The sequence below is a fragment of the Cellulomonas marina genome (assembly GCF_900111925.1).
In the GTDB taxonomy this organism is placed as follows: domain Bacteria; phylum Actinomycetota; class Actinomycetes; order Actinomycetales; family Cellulomonadaceae; genus Cellulomonas; species Cellulomonas marina.
Genome location: NZ_FOKA01000005.1, coordinates 152,966 through 168,225 on the forward strand (window position 1 = coordinate 152,966; position 15,260 = coordinate 168,225).

The window sequence follows — 15,260 nt, forward strand, 5'->3', positions numbered from 1 at the left end:
CGTCAGCGCAGGTCAGCCTCCCGTGCCCGGCAGCAGACCACGTTCCATGGCGATGGTGACCGCCCGGGTCCGGTCGTCCACGCCGAGCTTGGCGAAGGCGCGCAGCAGGTGCGTCTTCACGGTCGCCTCGGTGATGAACAGCTCGCGGCCGATGCCGGCGTTGGACAGGCCCCGGGCGACGCCGGCCAGCACCTCGAGCTCGCGCGGCGTGAGGCGGTCGCCCTCGCCGCGCACCTGCTGGACGAGCCGGGCGGCGACGCCGGGGGAGAGGGTGGTCCGTCCGGCGGCGGCGGCACGCACCGCGGCGACGAGCTGGTCCCGGGGGGTGTCCTTGAGCAGGTACCCCGTCGCGCCGGCCTCGACCGCGCGCAGGATGTCCGCGTCCGTCTCGTACGTGGTCAGGACGACGACGTGCACGCCCGGCAGCTCGGCGCGCAGGCGGGCCGTCGCCGTCGCGCCGTCGGTGCCCGGCATGCGCAGGTCCATGAGGACCACGTCGGGCGCCAGCGCGTGCGCCAGCCGCACGGCCTCCCCGCCGTCCGCCGCCTCGCCCACGACCTCGAGGTCCGGCTCGACGGCGAGCATGCCCGCCAGCCCCGACCGCACGACGGGGTGGTCGTCGGCCAGCAGGACCCGCACCGTGCCCGCCGTGCCCGCCGTGCCCGCCGTGCCCGCCGTGCCCGCCGTGCCCGCCGTGCCCGCCGTGCCCGCCGTGCCCGCCGTGCCGGCCCCGCCGCTCACCGGGACCCCTCGGGCAGGTGCAGGCTCAGGCGGGTGCCGCCGGACGGCCCCGGGCCGACGAGGAGGTCGCTACCGGTGGCCGCGGCCCGGTCGCGCATCCCGCGCAGGCCGGTCCCCTCGGGCGTGCCGGGGGCGATGCCGCGGCCGTCGTCCTCGACCTCGAGGCGGGTGCCCCCCGGGGCGTGCACGAGGCGGACGGTGACCCGGCGGGCGTCGGCATGACGCCGGACGTTCGCCAGGGCCTCCTGTGCGGCGCGCAGGAGCACCACCTCCGTCTCGCGCCCGGGGCCGTCCGCGGTGGTGGCGGTCCCCGTGGTGGCGGTCCCCGCCAGCACCACCTCCACCCCGGTCTCCGCCTCGAAGCGGCGGGCCAGCCGCTCCAGCGCCTCGCCCAGCGTGACGCCGTCGAGGGCGGCCGGCCCGAACGCGGCGACGAGCGCACGCGCCTCGGCGAGGTTGTCGCGGGCGACCGCCTCGATCTGCGCGAGGCGGCGGCGCACCTCGTCGCGGCCGCCCCGCTCGAGCTCGGCCGTGGCCGTCTGCGCCAGCATGACGACGCTGGTGAAGCCCTGGGCGAGCGTGTCGTGGATCTCCTGCGCGACCCGCGCCCGCTCGGCCAGCACCCCGGCCGCGTGGTGCTCGGCGGCGAGGGCGGCCTGCGCGTGCTCCAGGCGCTCGATGAGGCCCGCCCGCTCCTCGCTCTGCTCGGCGATCTGCGTGATCCACAGGCCGAGGACGACGGCGAAGGCGAGGCTGATCGTCATCTGCGTGGCGACCTCACCGGCCTCGTCGCTCCACGAGCCCAGGCGGAGGACGGCCGCCCCGGCCACGACGAGGGTGAGGGCGACGCACCAGGCGACGCCGGCCGACCGCCGCCGGCTGAAGAACCACACCTGCGAGTAGGCGATGAACAGCAGCACGAAGCCGAAGTCGCCCGACCACGTCGCCACGCCCGTGACGACGACGAGCACGACGAGGTAGGCGTCCGCGCCGCGGGGGCGGCCCTGCAGCGCCGCCCGCCGTCCCAGCAGCACGTAGGCGACGACGAGCACGAGGAGGGCCGCGACGGCGAGCAGGGACGTCGCCGACCCGGGCGGGCGCAGGGCGGACACGGCGGTCGGGACGCCCACGACGAGCGCGAGGGCGTAGAACGCCAGGTCCCAGCCGCGCATCGTGCGCCGCCAGAACTCCGAGCGCTCCACCGGCGCCCGCTCGTCACCCGCCATGCCCGGACCCTCCCACACCCCGCCGACACGCGGCGCCGACCCCGCACCCGCCCGTCACGTCGGACCACGTCCCCCTCCGGCCGCCGCCTCAGCCGGCGTCCCGCCGCGTCCAGCGGAAGGTGCGCGCCCCCAGCACCAGCCCGACGACGAGGTACGCGACGAGGACCGCCGCCGTCGCGCCGTGCTGCCACGACCCGCCGACCTCGGCCGCCGCGGCGGCGTCGGGCAGGAACACCGACCGCATGCCCTGGGCCAGCCACTTGAGCGGGAAGAACGACGCCAGGGACTGCATCCACGAGGGCAGGTCGTCGAAGGCGAAGAACACCCCGGAGACGAACTGCAGCACGAGCACGACCGGCGTCACGACGGCCGAGGCGGACCGGCCCGAGCGCGGCACGGAGGAGAACGCCACGCCGCACACCGCACCGGCCGCCGTGCCGAGCGCCCACACCCACGCGAAGGTGACCCACCGCGCCACGTCCCCCGGCAGCGGCACGTCGTAGACCACGGCCGCGACCACCAGGAGCAGCGCCGTCTGCAGCAGCGACGTCACCAGCACCTGCCCGACCTTGCCCAGGAAGTACGCCGAGGCGGGCAGCGGCGTCCCGCGCAGCCTCTTGAGGCCGCCCTCGTCGCGCTCCACCGCGATCGTCGTGGCGAGCTGCTGGAAGCTCGACAGCACGACCCCCGTCGCGACCATGCCCGGCAGGAAGTACTGCGCGAAGGTGACCCCGGGTGCCGCGACGTCCTCCTGCCCGCCGAAGACCGTCGCGAAGATGGCCAACATGATGACGGGGTAGGCGAAGACGAACACGACGGCGTCGCGCTCCCGGAAGAACAGCCGCACCTCGTGCTGCGTGCGCGCGAGCCCGAGGCGGAGCGTGCTCGGCAGGCGGACGGAGGTCCGCGCCGGGGGGCTCGCGGTGACGCCGGCCCGCCGCTCGGTGGTGGCGCTCATGCCGGCACCCCCACCCGCGCCCCGACCCGCACGGCGTCCGTGGCACCCGTCGCCGCGGGGAGGCCGTCGGTGGTGCCCGCCGCCTCGCCGATCATCCGCAGGTACACGTCCTCCAGCGTCGGGCGACGCACCTCGAGCCCCGGCACCTCGTCGAGGCCGCGGTCGGCCCAGCGCGCCGCGAGCTCGGCGACGACGCGGGTGGGGGCGTCCGTGGTCAGCTCCCGCGCGGCGCCGTCCTCGACCCAGCGCACGACCGCGCTGCGGGCGGCGCGGCCGCCGAGGGCGGCCGGCGTCCCGGACCCGACGACCCGCCCGGCGGCGACGACGACGACCCGGTCGGCCAGCCGCTCGGCCTCCTCGAGGTAGTGCGTCGTCAGCAGAACGGTCGTGCCCTCGTCGCGCAGGCGGTGCACGAGGTCCCAGAACTCGTGGCGCGCCTGCGGGTCGAAGCCGGTGGTGGGCTCGTCGAGGAACAGGAGCTCGGGCCGCCCGACGATGCCGAGGGCGACGTCGAGCCGTCGGCGCTGCCCGCCCGACAGGCGGCGGACGCGGGTGCGCTCGCGGTCCTGCAGGCCGACGGCGGCGACGACCTCGGCCGGGTCCCGCGGGTCGGGGTAGTACCGCGCGAACTGCCGCACGAGCTCGCCGACGGTCGCCTCGGCGGCGTCGTCGGCGCTCTGCAGGACGATGCCGACGTGGGTGCGCCAGTCACGACCCGCGGTGCCGGGGTCCTGGCCGAGCACCGCGACCTCGCCGCCGTCCCGCCGGCGGTAGCCCTCGAGGACCTCGACGGTCGTCGTCTTGCCGGCCCCGTTCGGGCCCAGGACCGCGACGCACTCTCCGCGCGCCACGTCCAGGTCGAGGCCGTCGACGGCCCGCTTGTCGCCGTAGTGCTTCGTCAGCCCGCGGACGACGACGGCGGCGTCGGCCCGGGCGCTCGTGGTGACCATGGCGACGAGCCTGGCCGCGGGCGGGGCCCCGCCGCGACGGACGTCCGGTCGTCCCCGGTGTCCACCGACCGGTGGACCCCGGCCGGTGGACACCGGTGGTGACGCCGGTGGTGGCGCCGGTGGTGCGGTGCCCTCAGCGCGCCTCGGCCAGGAGGCCCTGCAGGCGGCCGACGCCCTCGACGAGGTCGTCGTCGCCCAGGGCGTAGGACAGGCGCAGGAAGCCGCTCGGCCCGAACGCCTCGCCGGGGACGACCGCGACCTCGACCTCGTCGAGCACGAGGGCGGCGAGCTCGGCCGACGTCGTGGGCGTGCGTCCGCGCAGCGTCCGGCCGAGCAGCCCCTGCACCGAGGGGTAGGCGTAGAAGGCGCCCTGCGGCACGGGGACCTCGACGCCGTCGATCGCCGACAGCATCGACACCATCGTCCGCCGGCGGCGGTCGAAGGCCTCCCGCATGCGCGCGACGGCGGTGAGGTCGCCCGTCAGGGCCGCCAGGGCCGCGCGCTGCGACACGTTGGCGACGTTCGAGGTCAGGTGCGACTGGAGGTTCGTCGCCGCCGTGACGACGTCCGCCGGACCGGTCAGCCATCCCACGCGCCAGCCGGTCATCGCGTACGTCTTGGCCACGCCGTTGAGCACGACGGTCCGGTCCTCCAGCTCGGGCACCGCGCGCAGCACGGGGGTGGCGACGGCGTCGTCGTACACGAGGTGCTCGTAGATCTCGTCGGTGACGACCCAGAGCCCGTGCTCGAGGGCCCAGCGCCCCACGTCCGCCGTCTCCTCGGACGTCAGCACCGCGCCCGTCGGGTTCGAGGGCGAGCACAGCAGGAGCACCTTCGTGCGCGGGGTGCGCGCCTCCTCGAGCTGCTCCACGGAGACGCGGTAGCCCTGCTCGGGCCCGGCGAACACCTCGACGGGCACGCCGCCGGCCAGCCGGACCGCCTCGGGGTACGTGGTCCAGGCGGGGGTCGGCAGCAGCACCTCGTCGCCCGGGTCCAGCAGCGTCGCGAAGGCGGTGAAGACGGCCTGCTTGCCGCCGTTGGTGACGAGGACGCGGGACGGGTCGACCGCGTAGCCCGAGTCGCGCAGGGTCTTGGCGGCGACCGCCTCCCGCAGCGCCGGCAGGCCGGCGGTCGGGGTGTACCGGTGGGAGGCGGGGTCCTGGGCGGCCCGCACCGCGGCCTCGACGATCTCCGGCGGCGTCGGGAAGTCCGGCTCGCCCGCCCCGAAGCCGATGACGGGCCGGCCGGCCGCCTTCAGCGCCTTCGCCCGCGCGTCGACCGCGAGCGTGGCGGACTCGGCGATGGCCCCCACGCGGCGCGAGACGCGGGTGCGTGCGCCGTCCTGGGCGGACGGTGCGGACGACGGGCTGGCGGCGGCTGCGGCGCTGGTCTCGCTCACGGTGCCATCCTGGCAGACGTGCTCCGGGCCGGGCCGCCCGTGCCGCCAGGCGTTCCACCGTGCGTTCCACCGGACGTCCCACCGGACGTCCCACCGGACGTCCCACCGGCGTTCCGCGGGACTTCCCGGGCGGTCCCCCGGTGGTCCACCGGGACGGGCGGTTCGACCCGCCGGGAACCGTCGCGTAGAGTGTCCCCTCGGCGGTCGAGTCCGTGACGATGAGCCGCGTCCCGCGCAGGGCCCGAGAGGGTCGGTGCTCGGGACGCAGCGTGTCGTCGTCGGTCCCGGTCCCGCCGTAGGGCAGTGGCGCAATTGGTAGCGCAGCGGTCTCCAAAACCGCAGGTTGCAGGTTCGAGTCCTGTCTGCCCTGCGCACGCGGCACCCGTCGGGGGTCGTCCGGACACGAGACGTAGGGGTTCTGGCACGTGAGCGATACGGCAACGGCTCGGACGCCCGACGCGCCGGACCCGGCGTCCGGGGCGTCGGCGCTGCCGGCTCGTCCCGGGCCCGCGCGCCGCGGGCTGTTCGCCCGGATCGCGCTCTTCGTGCGGCAGGTCGTGGCCGAGCTCCGCAAGGTCGTCTGGCCCACGCGCACCGAGCTCGTGCGGTACACGCTCGTGGTGCTCGTGTTCGTGGTGGTGGTCATGGCGTTCGTCACGCTGGTCGACCTCGGCGTCGGGCGCCTGACCTTCTGGGTGTTCGGCGGCTGACCGGTCGGTCGGCGTCGCAGCAGCGCACCGCACGCACGCGGCCGGCGGCACGTCCGCCCGTCCGCACCGATCGCCGGCGCCCCCGCGGCGCCCCACCCTGGAGAAAGCAGGTCAGCACGTGTCGCAGCAGTCGCAGGAGCCCGGTGGCTCCCTCGCCGGTGCCGACCTCGCGGACGCCCTGACGTCCGTCGAGGCGACGGGCGAGGACGTCTCCTACGCCTCCCAGGACGCCGAGGCGGCCGCCGGCGCCGACGCGCCCTCCACGGACGGTGCGGACGCAGGTGCGGACGCCGAGGTCGACGACGTGACCGAGGACGAGGCGCCCGGCGCCGCCGGCACGGACGACGAGGCGCTCGTGGCCGCCGACGACGAGGTGGACCCGGACGAGGACCCCGAGCTCGCCTTCAAGAACAAGCTGCGGACGCTGCCGGGCGACTGGTACGTCATCCACTCGTACGCGGGCTACGAGAACCGTGTGAAGGCGAACCTCGAGAACCGTCGCCAGAGCCTCAACATGGAGGACTTCATCTACCAGGTGGAGGTCCCCATGGAAGAGGTCGTGGAGATCAAGAACGCGCAGCGCAAGGTCGTCAAGCGCGTGCGCATCCCCGGCTACGTCCTCGTCCGCATGGACCTCACGGACGAGTCGTGGGGCGCGGTGCGCCACACCCCCGGCGTGACGGGCTTCGTCGGCCACACGCACCAGCCCGTGCCGCTGACGCAGTCCGAGGTCTTCTCCATGCTGGCCCCGACGCTCGCGCCGAAGCCGGCCGCCGGCGGTGCCGCGGCCCCGCAGCGCTCGGCCACCCCGATCGAGGTCGACTTCGTCGTCGGCGAGTCGGTCACCGTCACCGACGGCGGCCCGTTCGACACGCTGCCCGCGACGATCTCCGAGATCAACCCCGAGAACCAGAAGCTCAAGGTGCTCGTGTCGCTCTTCGGCCGGGAGACCCCGGTCGAGCTGTCGTTCGGCCAGGTCTCCAAGATCTGACCGGACGTCCGGACGGACCCGCGCCGCGGGTCGGATGCAACCGGGTCATCGCCCACGGCGTCGGCCCACGACGAAGAGGACGGAAGGCGTCATGCCCCCGAAGAAGAAGGTCACCGGTCTGATCAAGCTCCAGATCAAGGCCGGCGCCGCCACCCCCGCGCCGCCGATCGGCCCCGCGCTGGGTCAGCACGGCGTGAACATCATGGAGTTCTGCAAGGCGTACAACGCGGCGACCGAGGCCCAGCGCGGCAACGTCATCCCCGTCGAGATCACGGTGTACGAGGACCGCTCGTTCACCTTCGTGACGAAGACGCCGCCGGCCGCCGAGCTCATCAAGAAGGCCGCGGGCGTGGCCAAGGGCTCCGCGACGCCGCACACGACGAAGGTCGCGACGCTGTCGGCCGACCAGGTCCGCGAGATCGCCTCCACGAAGCTCGAGGACCTCAACGCCAACGACCTCGCCGCCGCCGAGAAGATCATCGCCGGCACCGCCCGCTCGATGGGCATCACGGTCGAGGGCTGACGCCCCCGCACCACCAGCACCAGCCGTCGCGGCACCCCCGCCGCGACGGACCTGTGGAAGGGCCTGTGCGGCCCGCACCACGACTGCTGATCAGGAGAAGCAGATGGCACAGCACAGCAAGGCGTACCGCGCCGCCGCCGAGAAGATCGAGGCCGGCCGGGTCTACGCCCCGCTCGAGGCGATCCGCCTCGCGCAGACGACGTCCACCACGAAGTACGACGCCACGGTCGAGGTGGCCTTCCGCCTCGGCGTCGACCCGCGCAAGGCGGACCAGATGGTCCGCGGCACGGTCAACCTGCCGCACGGCACGGGCAAGACCGCCCGCGTCATCGTCTTCGCGACGGGCGAGCGTGCCGAGCAGGCGCGCGCGGCCGGTGCCGACGAGGTGGGCGGCGACGAGCTCATCGCCAAGGTCGCCGGCGGCTACACGGACTTCGACGCCGCCGTGGCGACGCCGGACCTCATGGGCAAGGTCGGGCGCCTGGGCAAGGTCCTCGGCCCGCGCGGCCTCATGCCGAACCCCAAGACCGGCACGGTCACGATGGACGTCACCAAGGCCGTGACCGACATCAAGGGCGGCAAGATCGAGTTCCGCGTGGACAAGCACGCGAACCTGCACTTCATCATCGGCAAGACGTCGTTCTCGGACACCGCGCTGGTGGAGAACTACGCCGCCGCCCTCGACGAGATCCTGCGTCTGAAGCCGGCCGCCTCCAAGGGCCGCTACATCGCCAAGGCGACGATCTCGACGACCAACGGCCCGGGCATCCTGCTCGACCAGAACAAGACCCGGAACCTCACGGCGGAGGACGACGCGGCCTGAGCCGCCCGTCCGCCCGCACGGGTGGTCCGCACCGACGGCCCGGTTCCCCCGCGTGGGAGCCGGGCCGTCGGCGTCCCGGGGGTGCCCGGTCGATCTGCCGTCGGGGTGCCGGTCAAGATGCCGGTCGCTGTGCCGGTCGCTGTGCCGCTCGCTGTGCCGGTCGGTGTGCCCGAGGTGCGTTCCGGAGGGGATTTGGCCGAGCGCGCGCCGTCGCGTACCCTGGTCGACGCCCAAGACCGCCGGTCGTCGGCACACCCCTCCCAGGCCCAGGCCGGGGAAAGGTGCGCCGCCCGAAGTCCCGCAGCAGCGGAGGCCAGCGCAGGCGAGAGCATCACCGAGCACCGCACCCCGACCGGCCCCGCGCCGTCGCGAGGGCCGGTGCGCCGTGAGCCCCGCGCCTGCGCGGGGCTCTCCGTCGTTCGGGGCCCGGACGCGACCGGTGGCACCACCACCGGAAGGACAGCCATGGCGAAGCCGGACAAGGCCGCCGCGATCGCCGAGCTCACGGACAGGTTCCGCAGCTCGAACGCGGCCGTGCTGACCGAGTACCGCGGTCTCAGCGTGGCCCAGCTCAAGACGCTCCGGCGTTCCCTGAGCGGCGACGCGACCTACGCCGTGGTGAAGAACACGCTGACCGCGATCGCGGCCAAGGACGCCGGTCTCGACGGCCTCGACGACGCCGCCCTCGCGGGCCCGTCGGCGATCGCCTTCGTCACCGGAGACCCGGTCTCCGTCGCGAAGGGTCTGCGTGACTTCGCCCGGGCGAACCCCGCACTGGTCATCAAGGGTGGTGTCCTCGACGGGCGCGCCCTGACCGCCGCGGACGTCACCAAGCTCGCGGACCTCGAGTCCCGCGAGGTGCTGCTGGCGAAGGCCGCGGGCGCCATGAAGGGCGCCCTCAGCCAGGCCGTGTACCTCTTCGCCGCGCCGGCCTCCTCGGCCGCCCGCGTCGTCGAGGCGCTGCGCGCCCAGCAGGCCGAGGGCACGGCGGAGGCGGCCTGAGCCCCCGGGCTCTCCGCTGACACCACCCTCGCACCACCGGCAGCACCCGCGCTGCATCCGCAAGGACCACCCCACCTCCCGCCGGTCGGCCGACCGGCGGGGAACGTCACGAAGGAGACGCCACCATGGCGAAGCTCAGCACCGCCGAGCTCATCGACGCGTTCAAGGAGCTCACCCTCATCGAGCTCTCGGAGTTCGTGAAGGAGTTCGAGGACACCTTCGGCGTCACCGCGGCCGCCCCGGTCGCCGTGGCCGCGCCGGCTGCCGGCGGCGGCGCCGCCGACGCCCCGGTCGAGGAGGAGAAGGACTCGTTCGACGTCGTCCTCTCCGCGGTCGGCGACAAGAAGATCCAGGTCATCAAGGAGGTGCGCGCCCTGACGAGCCTCGGCCTGAAGGAGGCCAAGGACCTCGTCGACGCCGCCCCCAAGGCCGTCCTGGAGGGCGTGACCAAGGAGAACGCGGAGAAGGCCAAGGCGCAGCTCGAGGGCGCCGGCGCCACCGTCGACCTCAAGTGATCGCGCCGGCGGCGGGCCCACCCGGTCCGCCGCCGGTCGGTCCGGACGTGCGGCCCACCCGGCCGTCGTCCCGGAAGCACCGAGGCCCGCACCCCTGCAGGGGTGCGGGCCTCGTCGTCGTGCAGAGGGGCCATCAGGACCCGGGACCCGGACCCGGACCCGGACCCGGGCGGGGCGGGGGAGCGTGGCGTCCGCGACGGCGCGCCGTCAGCCGTGGTGGCCGCTGCCGCCCAGACCGTGGCTGCCGTGGGGGACGGCGTGGGCGCCGGCCTCCGTGGCGGCCAGCCCCGCGGTCGTCAGCGCCGCGGCGAGCACGGCGCCCACAGCGACCAGGAGCAGCCGACCGGCGACCGCGCGGCCACCGGGGGCGTGCGCCGGCGGGCCGCCGGCCGAGCCGCGGTGCGCCAGCGCGAGGAGCAGCCCGCCCAGCGCACCGAGCACGAGGCCGCTGACCTCGGCCACGCCGACCGTGGCCGTGACCGTGCCGACGAGCGCGAGCCCGGCGCCGCCCACGGCGAGCACCGCCGCGCCCGCACGGAGGTGGCCGCCCGGCCCGCGCAGCGCCAGCACCGCCGCGCCGAGCGCCGCGGCGGCGAGCGCGAGCAGCAGCACGGCCGCCGCGGGGTGGTGCGCCAGGTGCTCGGCACCGACGGCGGCCAGCACGAGCCCGGTCCCGAGGCCCGCGCAGGCGCCCCAGGTCCGCGCGACGAACGCGCCGCCGGGCTCGGCGGGCCAGGCGCCGGTCGCGGGTCGTGCCCCCGCGACCGGCCGGCCGGCGGCGAGAGAGCTCACGCCTGTGCTCACGCCTGTCCTCACGCCTGTGCTCACGCCTGTGCTCACGCCTGTGCTCACACGGTGCGGGCGCGGGCGGTGCCCTTGTCCGCACCGAGGCCGACGGCGAGCAGGATCAGCGCGCTGCCGAGGTGCAGCACGTTGTCGGCGCCGTTGAGGGCCAGGATGTTCGCGCTGCTGCCGATGATGAACAGCCCGACGATGCCGACGAGGAGGTAGACGGCGCCGACGGTCGTGTTCATGCCCTTGGCGCTCGAGACCCGGCGCGAGGACGCCAGGAGGGCGGCGCCGATGAGCAGGTGCACGATGTTGTGCAGCGGGTTGACCTCGAAGACGATCAGCGGGTTGCCCTCCTGCCCGACGAACGGCACGCCGCCCGTCACGGTGAAGCCGAGCAGGCCGACGAGCAGGTAGACGGCGCCGAACACCGTGGCGACGAGGCGGTTCGGGCTCTGGGTCATGGTGACTCCCTCCGGGGCGGCTGACCCCTGGTGTGCACGCCGGCGAGCCGGCACGGTGCAGGTCGCGCGGGTGCACGTCCTGCCGGGTGTTCGGTGCCCGCGCCGGTCTGGACGGGGTCGTGCGCGGCGCGGCCCGGCATCGCTGCCGGCGTGCGCCGTGCTCCGACCCGGACGGTTGACCTGGTGCACCGCCACCGGGGAGGCGCGGGGACCCGGCCACGGGGTGAACCCGTCCCCAGGTCCGGCCCCTGCGCTTCCCCGTCCGCGCGGCGTGTGTCATCCTTGCGGCGCGACGACGGCGTCGCCCCGACCACCGGTCGGTCGCAGCTCGCGGCCCTCGACCGGTGCGGTGGCTAGCGGGTTTACACACGGCGCGCGCACGCGTAGGCTGTCGCTTTGCGCTGACCTGTGTCCGCGACCCCGTATAACCCGAGCCCCCAGACGTCGTCCGTACGCGGCGGTGGGGGCCCGCACGGCCGGGGGGTCGCGTCAAGCCGGGTCAGGCGCCGTGGCACACGATCCGCTGGGAAGGACCCCTCTTGGCTGCCTCGCGCACCCCTTCTGCACCGACCGCCGACGCCATCGCGAACCGCACCGCGTCGCGCCGCATCTCGTTCGCCAAGATCTACGAGCCGCTCGAGGTCCCGGACCTGCTGGGTCTGCAGACCGAGAGCTTCGACTGGCTGCTCGGCAACGAGCGCTGGCAGGCCCGCGTGGCCGCCGCCCTCGAGACCGGGCGCCAGGACGTCCCCGAGACCGCCGGTCTGGAGGAGATCTTCGAGGAGATCTCCCCGATCGAGGACTACGGCCAGACGATGTCGCTGTCCTTCCGCGAGCACCGCTTCGAGCCGGCCAAGTACACGGCGGACGAGTGCAAGGAGAAGGACTTCACCTACGCGGCCCCACTGTTCGTCACCGCGGAGTTCGTCAACTACACCACCGGTGAGATCAAGAGCCAGACGGTCTTCATGGGCGACTTCCCGCTCATGACCGAGCGCGGCACGTTCATCATCAACGGCACGGAGCGCGTCGTCGTCTCCCAGCTCGTCCGGTCCCCGGGCGTGTACTTCGAGCGCACGGCCGACAAGACCTCCGACAAGGACATCCTGTCCGCCAAGGTCATCCCGAGCCGTGGTGCCTGGCTCGAGTTCGAGATCGACAAGCGCGACAACGTCGGCGTCCGCGTCGACCGCAAGCGCAAGCAGAACGCCACGGTCCTGCTCAAGGCGCTCGGCATGTCCGCGGAGGAGATCCGCGAGCAGTTCGCCGACTACCCGGCGGTGCTCGACACGCTGGACAAGGACCACGTCCTCACGCAGGACGAGGCCCTCCTCGACCTGTACCGCAAGATCCGTCCGGGCGACCCGCCCACGGTCGAGGCCGGCCGCGCGCTGCTCGAGAACTTCTACTTCAACCCCAAGCGCTACGACCTGGCGAAGGTCGGCCGCTACAAGCTGAACAAGAAGCTCGGCATCGACGTGCCCCTCGCGGACTCCGTCCTGTCCGTCGACGACGTCGTGGCGACCATCAAGTACCTGGCCGCGCTGCACGCCGACGTCGCCGAGCTCCCCGGCCGCCGCGCCGGTGAGGACGTGGGCATCCGCGTCGAGACCGACGACATCGACCACTTCGGCAACCGCCGCATCCGCGCGGTCGGCGAGCTCATCCAGAACCAGGTCCGCACGGGCCTGTCGCGGATGGAGCGCGTCGTGCGCGAGCGCATGACGACGCAGGACGTCGAGGCGATCACCCCGCAGACCCTGATCAACATCCGCCCGGTGGTGGCGTCGATCAAGGAGTTCTTCGGGACGTCGCAGCTGTCGCAGTTCATGGACCAGAACAACCCGCTCGCGGGTCTGACGCACAAGCGGCGCCTGTCGGCCCTCGGCCCGGGTGGTCTGTCCCGCGACCGCGCCGGCATGGAGGTCCGCGACGTCCACCCGTCGCACTACGGCCGCATGTGCCCCATCGAGACCCCCGAGGGCCCGAACATCGGTCTCATCGGCTCGCTGGCCACCTACGGGCGGATCAACCCCTTCGGGTTCGTCGAGACCCCGTACCGCCGGGTCGTCGACGGCGTCGTGACGGACGAGGTGCACTACCTCACGGCCGACGACGAGGACCGCCACGTCATCGCGCAGGCGAACGTGCTGCTCAACGCCGACGGGTCCTTCCAGGAGGACCGCGTCCTCGTCCGCATGAAGGGCGGCGAGCCGGACCTCGTCCCGGGCGCGACCGTCGACTACATGGACGTCTCGCCGCGGCAGATGGTCTCGGTCGCCACCGCGCTCATCCCGTTCCTCGAGCACGACGACGCCAACCGCGCGCTCATGGGCGCCAACATGCAGCGGCAGGCCGTGCCGCTGGTCCGCTCCGAGGCGCCGCTCGTCGGCACCGGCATGGAGCGGCGTGCGGCCGTCGACGCGGGCGACGTCATCGTGGCCACGAAGCCGGGCGTGGTCACGGAGGTCTCCGCGGACCTCATCACGGTCGCCAACGACGACGCGACGACGTCGACCTACCGGGTCGCGAAGTTCCGCCGCTCCAACCAGGGCACGAGCTACAACCAGCGCGTCCTGGTGGAGAACGGCGCCCGCGTCGAGGTCGGCTCCGTGCTGGCCGACGGCCCCGCGACGGACGAGGGCGAGCTCGCGCTCGGCCGCAACCTGCTCGTGGCGTTCATGTCGTGGGAGGGCCACAACTACGAGGACGCGATCATCCTCAGCCAGCGCCTCGTGCAGGACGACGTGCTCAGCTCGATCCACATCGAGGAGCACGAGGTCGACGCGCGCGACACGAAGCTCGGCCCCGAGGAGATCACGCGGGACATCCCGAACGTCTCCGAGGAGGTCCTGGCCGACCTGGACGAGCGCGGCATCATCCGCATCGGCGCCGAGGTGGCGGCGGGCGACGTGCTCGTCGGGAAGGTCACGCCCAAGGGCGAGACCGAGCTGACCCCGGAGGAGCGCCTGCTGCGCGCGATCTTCGGCGAGAAGGCCCGCGAGGTCCGCGACACGTCCCTCAAGGTGCCCCACGGCGAGTCCGGCACGGTCATCGAGGTGCGCACGTTCAACCGCGAGGACGGCGACGAGCTGCCCGCCGGCGTGAACGAGCTCGTCCGCGTCTACATCGCCCAGCGGCGCAAGATCACGGACGGGGACAAGCTCGCCGGCCGCCACGGCAACAAGGGCGTCATCTCCAAGATCCTGCCCGTCGAGGACATGCCGTTCCTCGAGGATGGGACGCCGGTCGACGTCGTCCTCAACCCCATGGGCGTGCCCGGCCGCATGAACGTCGGCCAGGTGCTCGAGGTCCACCTCGGGTGGGTCGCGAAGCAGGGCTGGGACATCGAGCTCGCCGACGGCGCGGACCTCTCCTGGCGCGACCAGGTGCCGCAGGTCGCGGAGCGCTCCGAGCCGGGCACCCCGGTCGGCACCCCCGTCTTCGACGGCGTGCCCGAGGGCGTCCTCACGGGCCTGCTCTCCAGCACCCGCCCGAACCGGGACGGCGCGCGGATGGTCCAGGGCGACGGCAAGGCGCGGCTGTTCGACGGCCGCTCCGGCGAGCCGTTCCCGGACCCCGTGGCCGTGGGCTACATGTACATCCTCAAGCTCCACCACCTGGTCGACGACAAGATCCACGCCCGTTCGACCGGCCCCTACTCGATGATCACGCAGCAGCCCCTGGGCGGTAAGGCCCAGTTCGGCGGCCAGCGGTTCGGCGAGATGGAGGTGTGGGCGCTCGAGGCGTACGGGGCGGCCTACACGCTGCAGGAGCTCCTCACGATCAAGTCCGACGACGTCCCCGGGCGCGTCAAGGTCTACGAGGCGATCGTCAAGGGCGAGAACATCCCCGACTCGGGGATCCCGGAGTCCTTCAAGGTCCTCCTCAAGGAGATGCAGTCGCTCTGCCTGAACGTCGAGGTGCTGTCCGCGGACGGCGTCACGATCGACATGAAGGAGAACGACGACGAGGTCTACCGCGCGGCGGAGGAGCTCGGCATCGACCTGTCGCGCCGGCCCAACGCCAGCAGCATCGAAGAGATCTGACGTCGAGCCGACCGGCTCGCGGCCGGCGTCGCCCCTGACCGGGGTGACGCCGGCCCGGCCGGGCGGCCCGCACCTTCCTCAATCTCCCCCCGTCGGCAGCCCCGCGTGCGGCGCCGGCAC

Annotated in this window: 14 protein-coding genes and 1 tRNA gene; 8 read left to right on the forward strand and 7 right to left on the reverse strand. The window is 73.9% G+C overall.

Annotated elements, in window-relative coordinates:
* Positions 1–12: 12 nt before the first annotated feature.
* From BM048_RS07240 to BM048_RS07260, 5 genes are all read right to left on the reverse strand, one after another.
* The gene (locus BM048_RS07240; RefSeq protein WP_090032112.1) at positions 13–639 is read right to left on the reverse strand and encodes a response regulator; all 627 of its coding nucleotides are present in this window, start codon (positions 637–639) and stop codon (positions 13–15) included.
* A 98-nt stretch (positions 640–737) separates the two neighbouring features.
* A complete protein-coding gene (locus BM048_RS07245) occupies positions 738–1,967 on the reverse strand; it encodes a sensor histidine kinase (RefSeq protein WP_139224356.1) in 1,230 nt (409 codons plus the stop codon).
* 88 nt (positions 1,968–2,055) lie between these two features.
* On the reverse strand, positions 2,056–2,925 hold the full coding sequence (locus tag BM048_RS07250) for an ABC transporter permease (protein ID WP_090031871.1): 870 nt from the start codon (positions 2,923–2,925) through the stop codon (positions 2,056–2,058).
* Positions 2,922–3,875, reverse strand: a complete 954-nt coding sequence (locus BM048_RS07255; protein ID WP_090031873.1) for an ABC transporter ATP-binding protein — start codon at positions 3,873–3,875, stop codon at positions 2,922–2,924. Before BM048_RS07255 ends, BM048_RS07250 begins: the two co-directional genes overlap by 4 nt.
* Positions 3,876–4,008: 133 nt before the next feature.
* Positions 4,009–5,274, reverse strand: coding sequence for a pyridoxal phosphate-dependent aminotransferase (locus BM048_RS07260; RefSeq protein ID WP_139224357.1), 1,266 nt, complete (start codon positions 5,272–5,274; stop codon positions 4,009–4,011).
* Positions 5,275–5,571: 297 nt separating this feature from the next.
* Between BM048_RS07260 and BM048_RS07265 the strand changes: the two genes are divergently transcribed.
* The 7 genes from BM048_RS07265 to rplL all read left to right on the forward strand — a co-directional run bounded on the left by BM048_RS07265 (position 5,572) and on the right by rplL (position 9,838).
* Positions 5,572–5,644: transfer RNA gene (locus BM048_RS07265), tRNA-Trp, on the forward strand.
* A 55-nt stretch (positions 5,645–5,699) separates the two neighbouring features.
* The gene (gene secE, locus BM048_RS07270; protein ID WP_090031876.1) at positions 5,700–5,984 is read left to right on the forward strand and encodes a preprotein translocase subunit SecE; all 285 of its coding nucleotides are present in this window, start codon (positions 5,700–5,702) and stop codon (positions 5,982–5,984) included.
* A gap of 118 nt (positions 5,985–6,102) precedes the next feature.
* A complete protein-coding gene (gene nusG / locus BM048_RS07275) occupies positions 6,103–6,975 on the forward strand; it encodes a transcription termination/antitermination protein NusG (protein WP_090031877.1) in 873 nt (290 codons plus the stop codon).
* A gap of 91 nt (positions 6,976–7,066) precedes the next feature.
* Positions 7,067–7,498: a 50S ribosomal protein L11 gene (gene rplK, locus BM048_RS07280; RefSeq protein WP_090031879.1), complete on the forward strand. Its 432-nt coding sequence runs from the start codon at positions 7,067–7,069 to the stop codon at positions 7,496–7,498.
* A 103-nt stretch (positions 7,499–7,601) separates the two neighbouring features.
* Positions 7,602–8,321 carry a 50S ribosomal protein L1 gene (gene rplA / locus BM048_RS07285; RefSeq protein ID WP_090031881.1) on the forward strand — a complete coding sequence of 240 codons (720 nt, stop codon included), beginning with the start codon at positions 7,602–7,604 and terminating at the stop codon, positions 8,319–8,321.
* Positions 8,322–8,786: 465 nt separating this feature from the next.
* The gene (gene rplJ / locus BM048_RS07290; RefSeq protein ID WP_090031882.1) at positions 8,787–9,323 is read left to right on the forward strand and encodes a 50S ribosomal protein L10; all 537 of its coding nucleotides are present in this window, start codon (positions 8,787–8,789) and stop codon (positions 9,321–9,323) included.
* 125 nt (positions 9,324–9,448) lie between these two features.
* On the forward strand, positions 9,449–9,838 hold the full coding sequence (rplL, locus tag BM048_RS07295) for a 50S ribosomal protein L7/L12 (protein WP_090031884.1): 390 nt from the start codon (positions 9,449–9,451) through the stop codon (positions 9,836–9,838).
* A 207-nt stretch (positions 9,839–10,045) separates the two neighbouring features.
* Here rplL and BM048_RS07300 read toward each other — a convergent pair whose 3' ends face one another.
* Positions 10,046–10,642, reverse strand: a complete 597-nt coding sequence (locus tag BM048_RS07300) for a hypothetical protein (protein WP_139224358.1) — start codon at positions 10,640–10,642, stop codon at positions 10,046–10,048.
* A 44-nt stretch (positions 10,643–10,686) separates the two neighbouring features.
* The gene (locus BM048_RS07305; RefSeq protein WP_090031889.1) at positions 10,687–11,091 is read right to left on the reverse strand and encodes a DUF4383 domain-containing protein; all 405 of its coding nucleotides are present in this window, start codon (positions 11,089–11,091) and stop codon (positions 10,687–10,689) included.
* A gap of 539 nt (positions 11,092–11,630) precedes the next feature.
* On the opposite strand from BM048_RS07305, the gene rpoB reads away from it, so the two are divergent.
* Entirely contained in the window at positions 11,631–15,140 is a 3,510-nt protein-coding gene (gene rpoB, locus BM048_RS07310) for a DNA-directed RNA polymerase subunit beta (protein WP_090031892.1), read from the forward strand.
* Positions 15,141–15,260 lie beyond the last annotated feature (120 nt).

What these genes read in the sequence shown, in the direction of transcription:
- BM048_RS07245 (WP_139224356.1), bottom strand. Translation starts at nt 1,967, where the DNA reads ATGGCGGGTGACGAGCGGGCGCCGGTGGAGCGCTCGGAGTTCTGGCGG.
- BM048_RS07250 (WP_090031871.1), bottom strand. Translation starts at nt 2,925, where the DNA reads ATGAGCGCCACCACCGAGCGGCGGGCCGGCGTCACCGCGAGCCCCCCG.
- BM048_RS07255 (WP_090031873.1), bottom strand. Translation starts at nt 3,875, where the DNA reads ATGGTCACCACGAGCGCCCGGGCCGACGCCGCCGTCGTCGTCCGCGGG.
- rplK (WP_090031879.1), top strand. Translation starts at nt 7,067, where the DNA reads ATGCCCCCGAAGAAGAAGGTCACCGGTCTGATCAAGCTCCAGATCAAG.
- rplA (WP_090031881.1), top strand. Translation starts at nt 7,602, where the DNA reads ATGGCACAGCACAGCAAGGCGTACCGCGCCGCCGCCGAGAAGATCGAG.
- rplJ (WP_090031882.1), top strand. Translation starts at nt 8,787, where the DNA reads ATGGCGAAGCCGGACAAGGCCGCCGCGATCGCCGAGCTCACGGACAGG.
- rplL (WP_090031884.1), top strand. Translation starts at nt 9,449, where the DNA reads ATGGCGAAGCTCAGCACCGCCGAGCTCATCGACGCGTTCAAGGAGCTC.
- BM048_RS07305 (WP_090031889.1), bottom strand. Translation starts at nt 11,091, where the DNA reads ATGACCCAGAGCCCGAACCGCCTCGTCGCCACGGTGTTCGGCGCCGTC.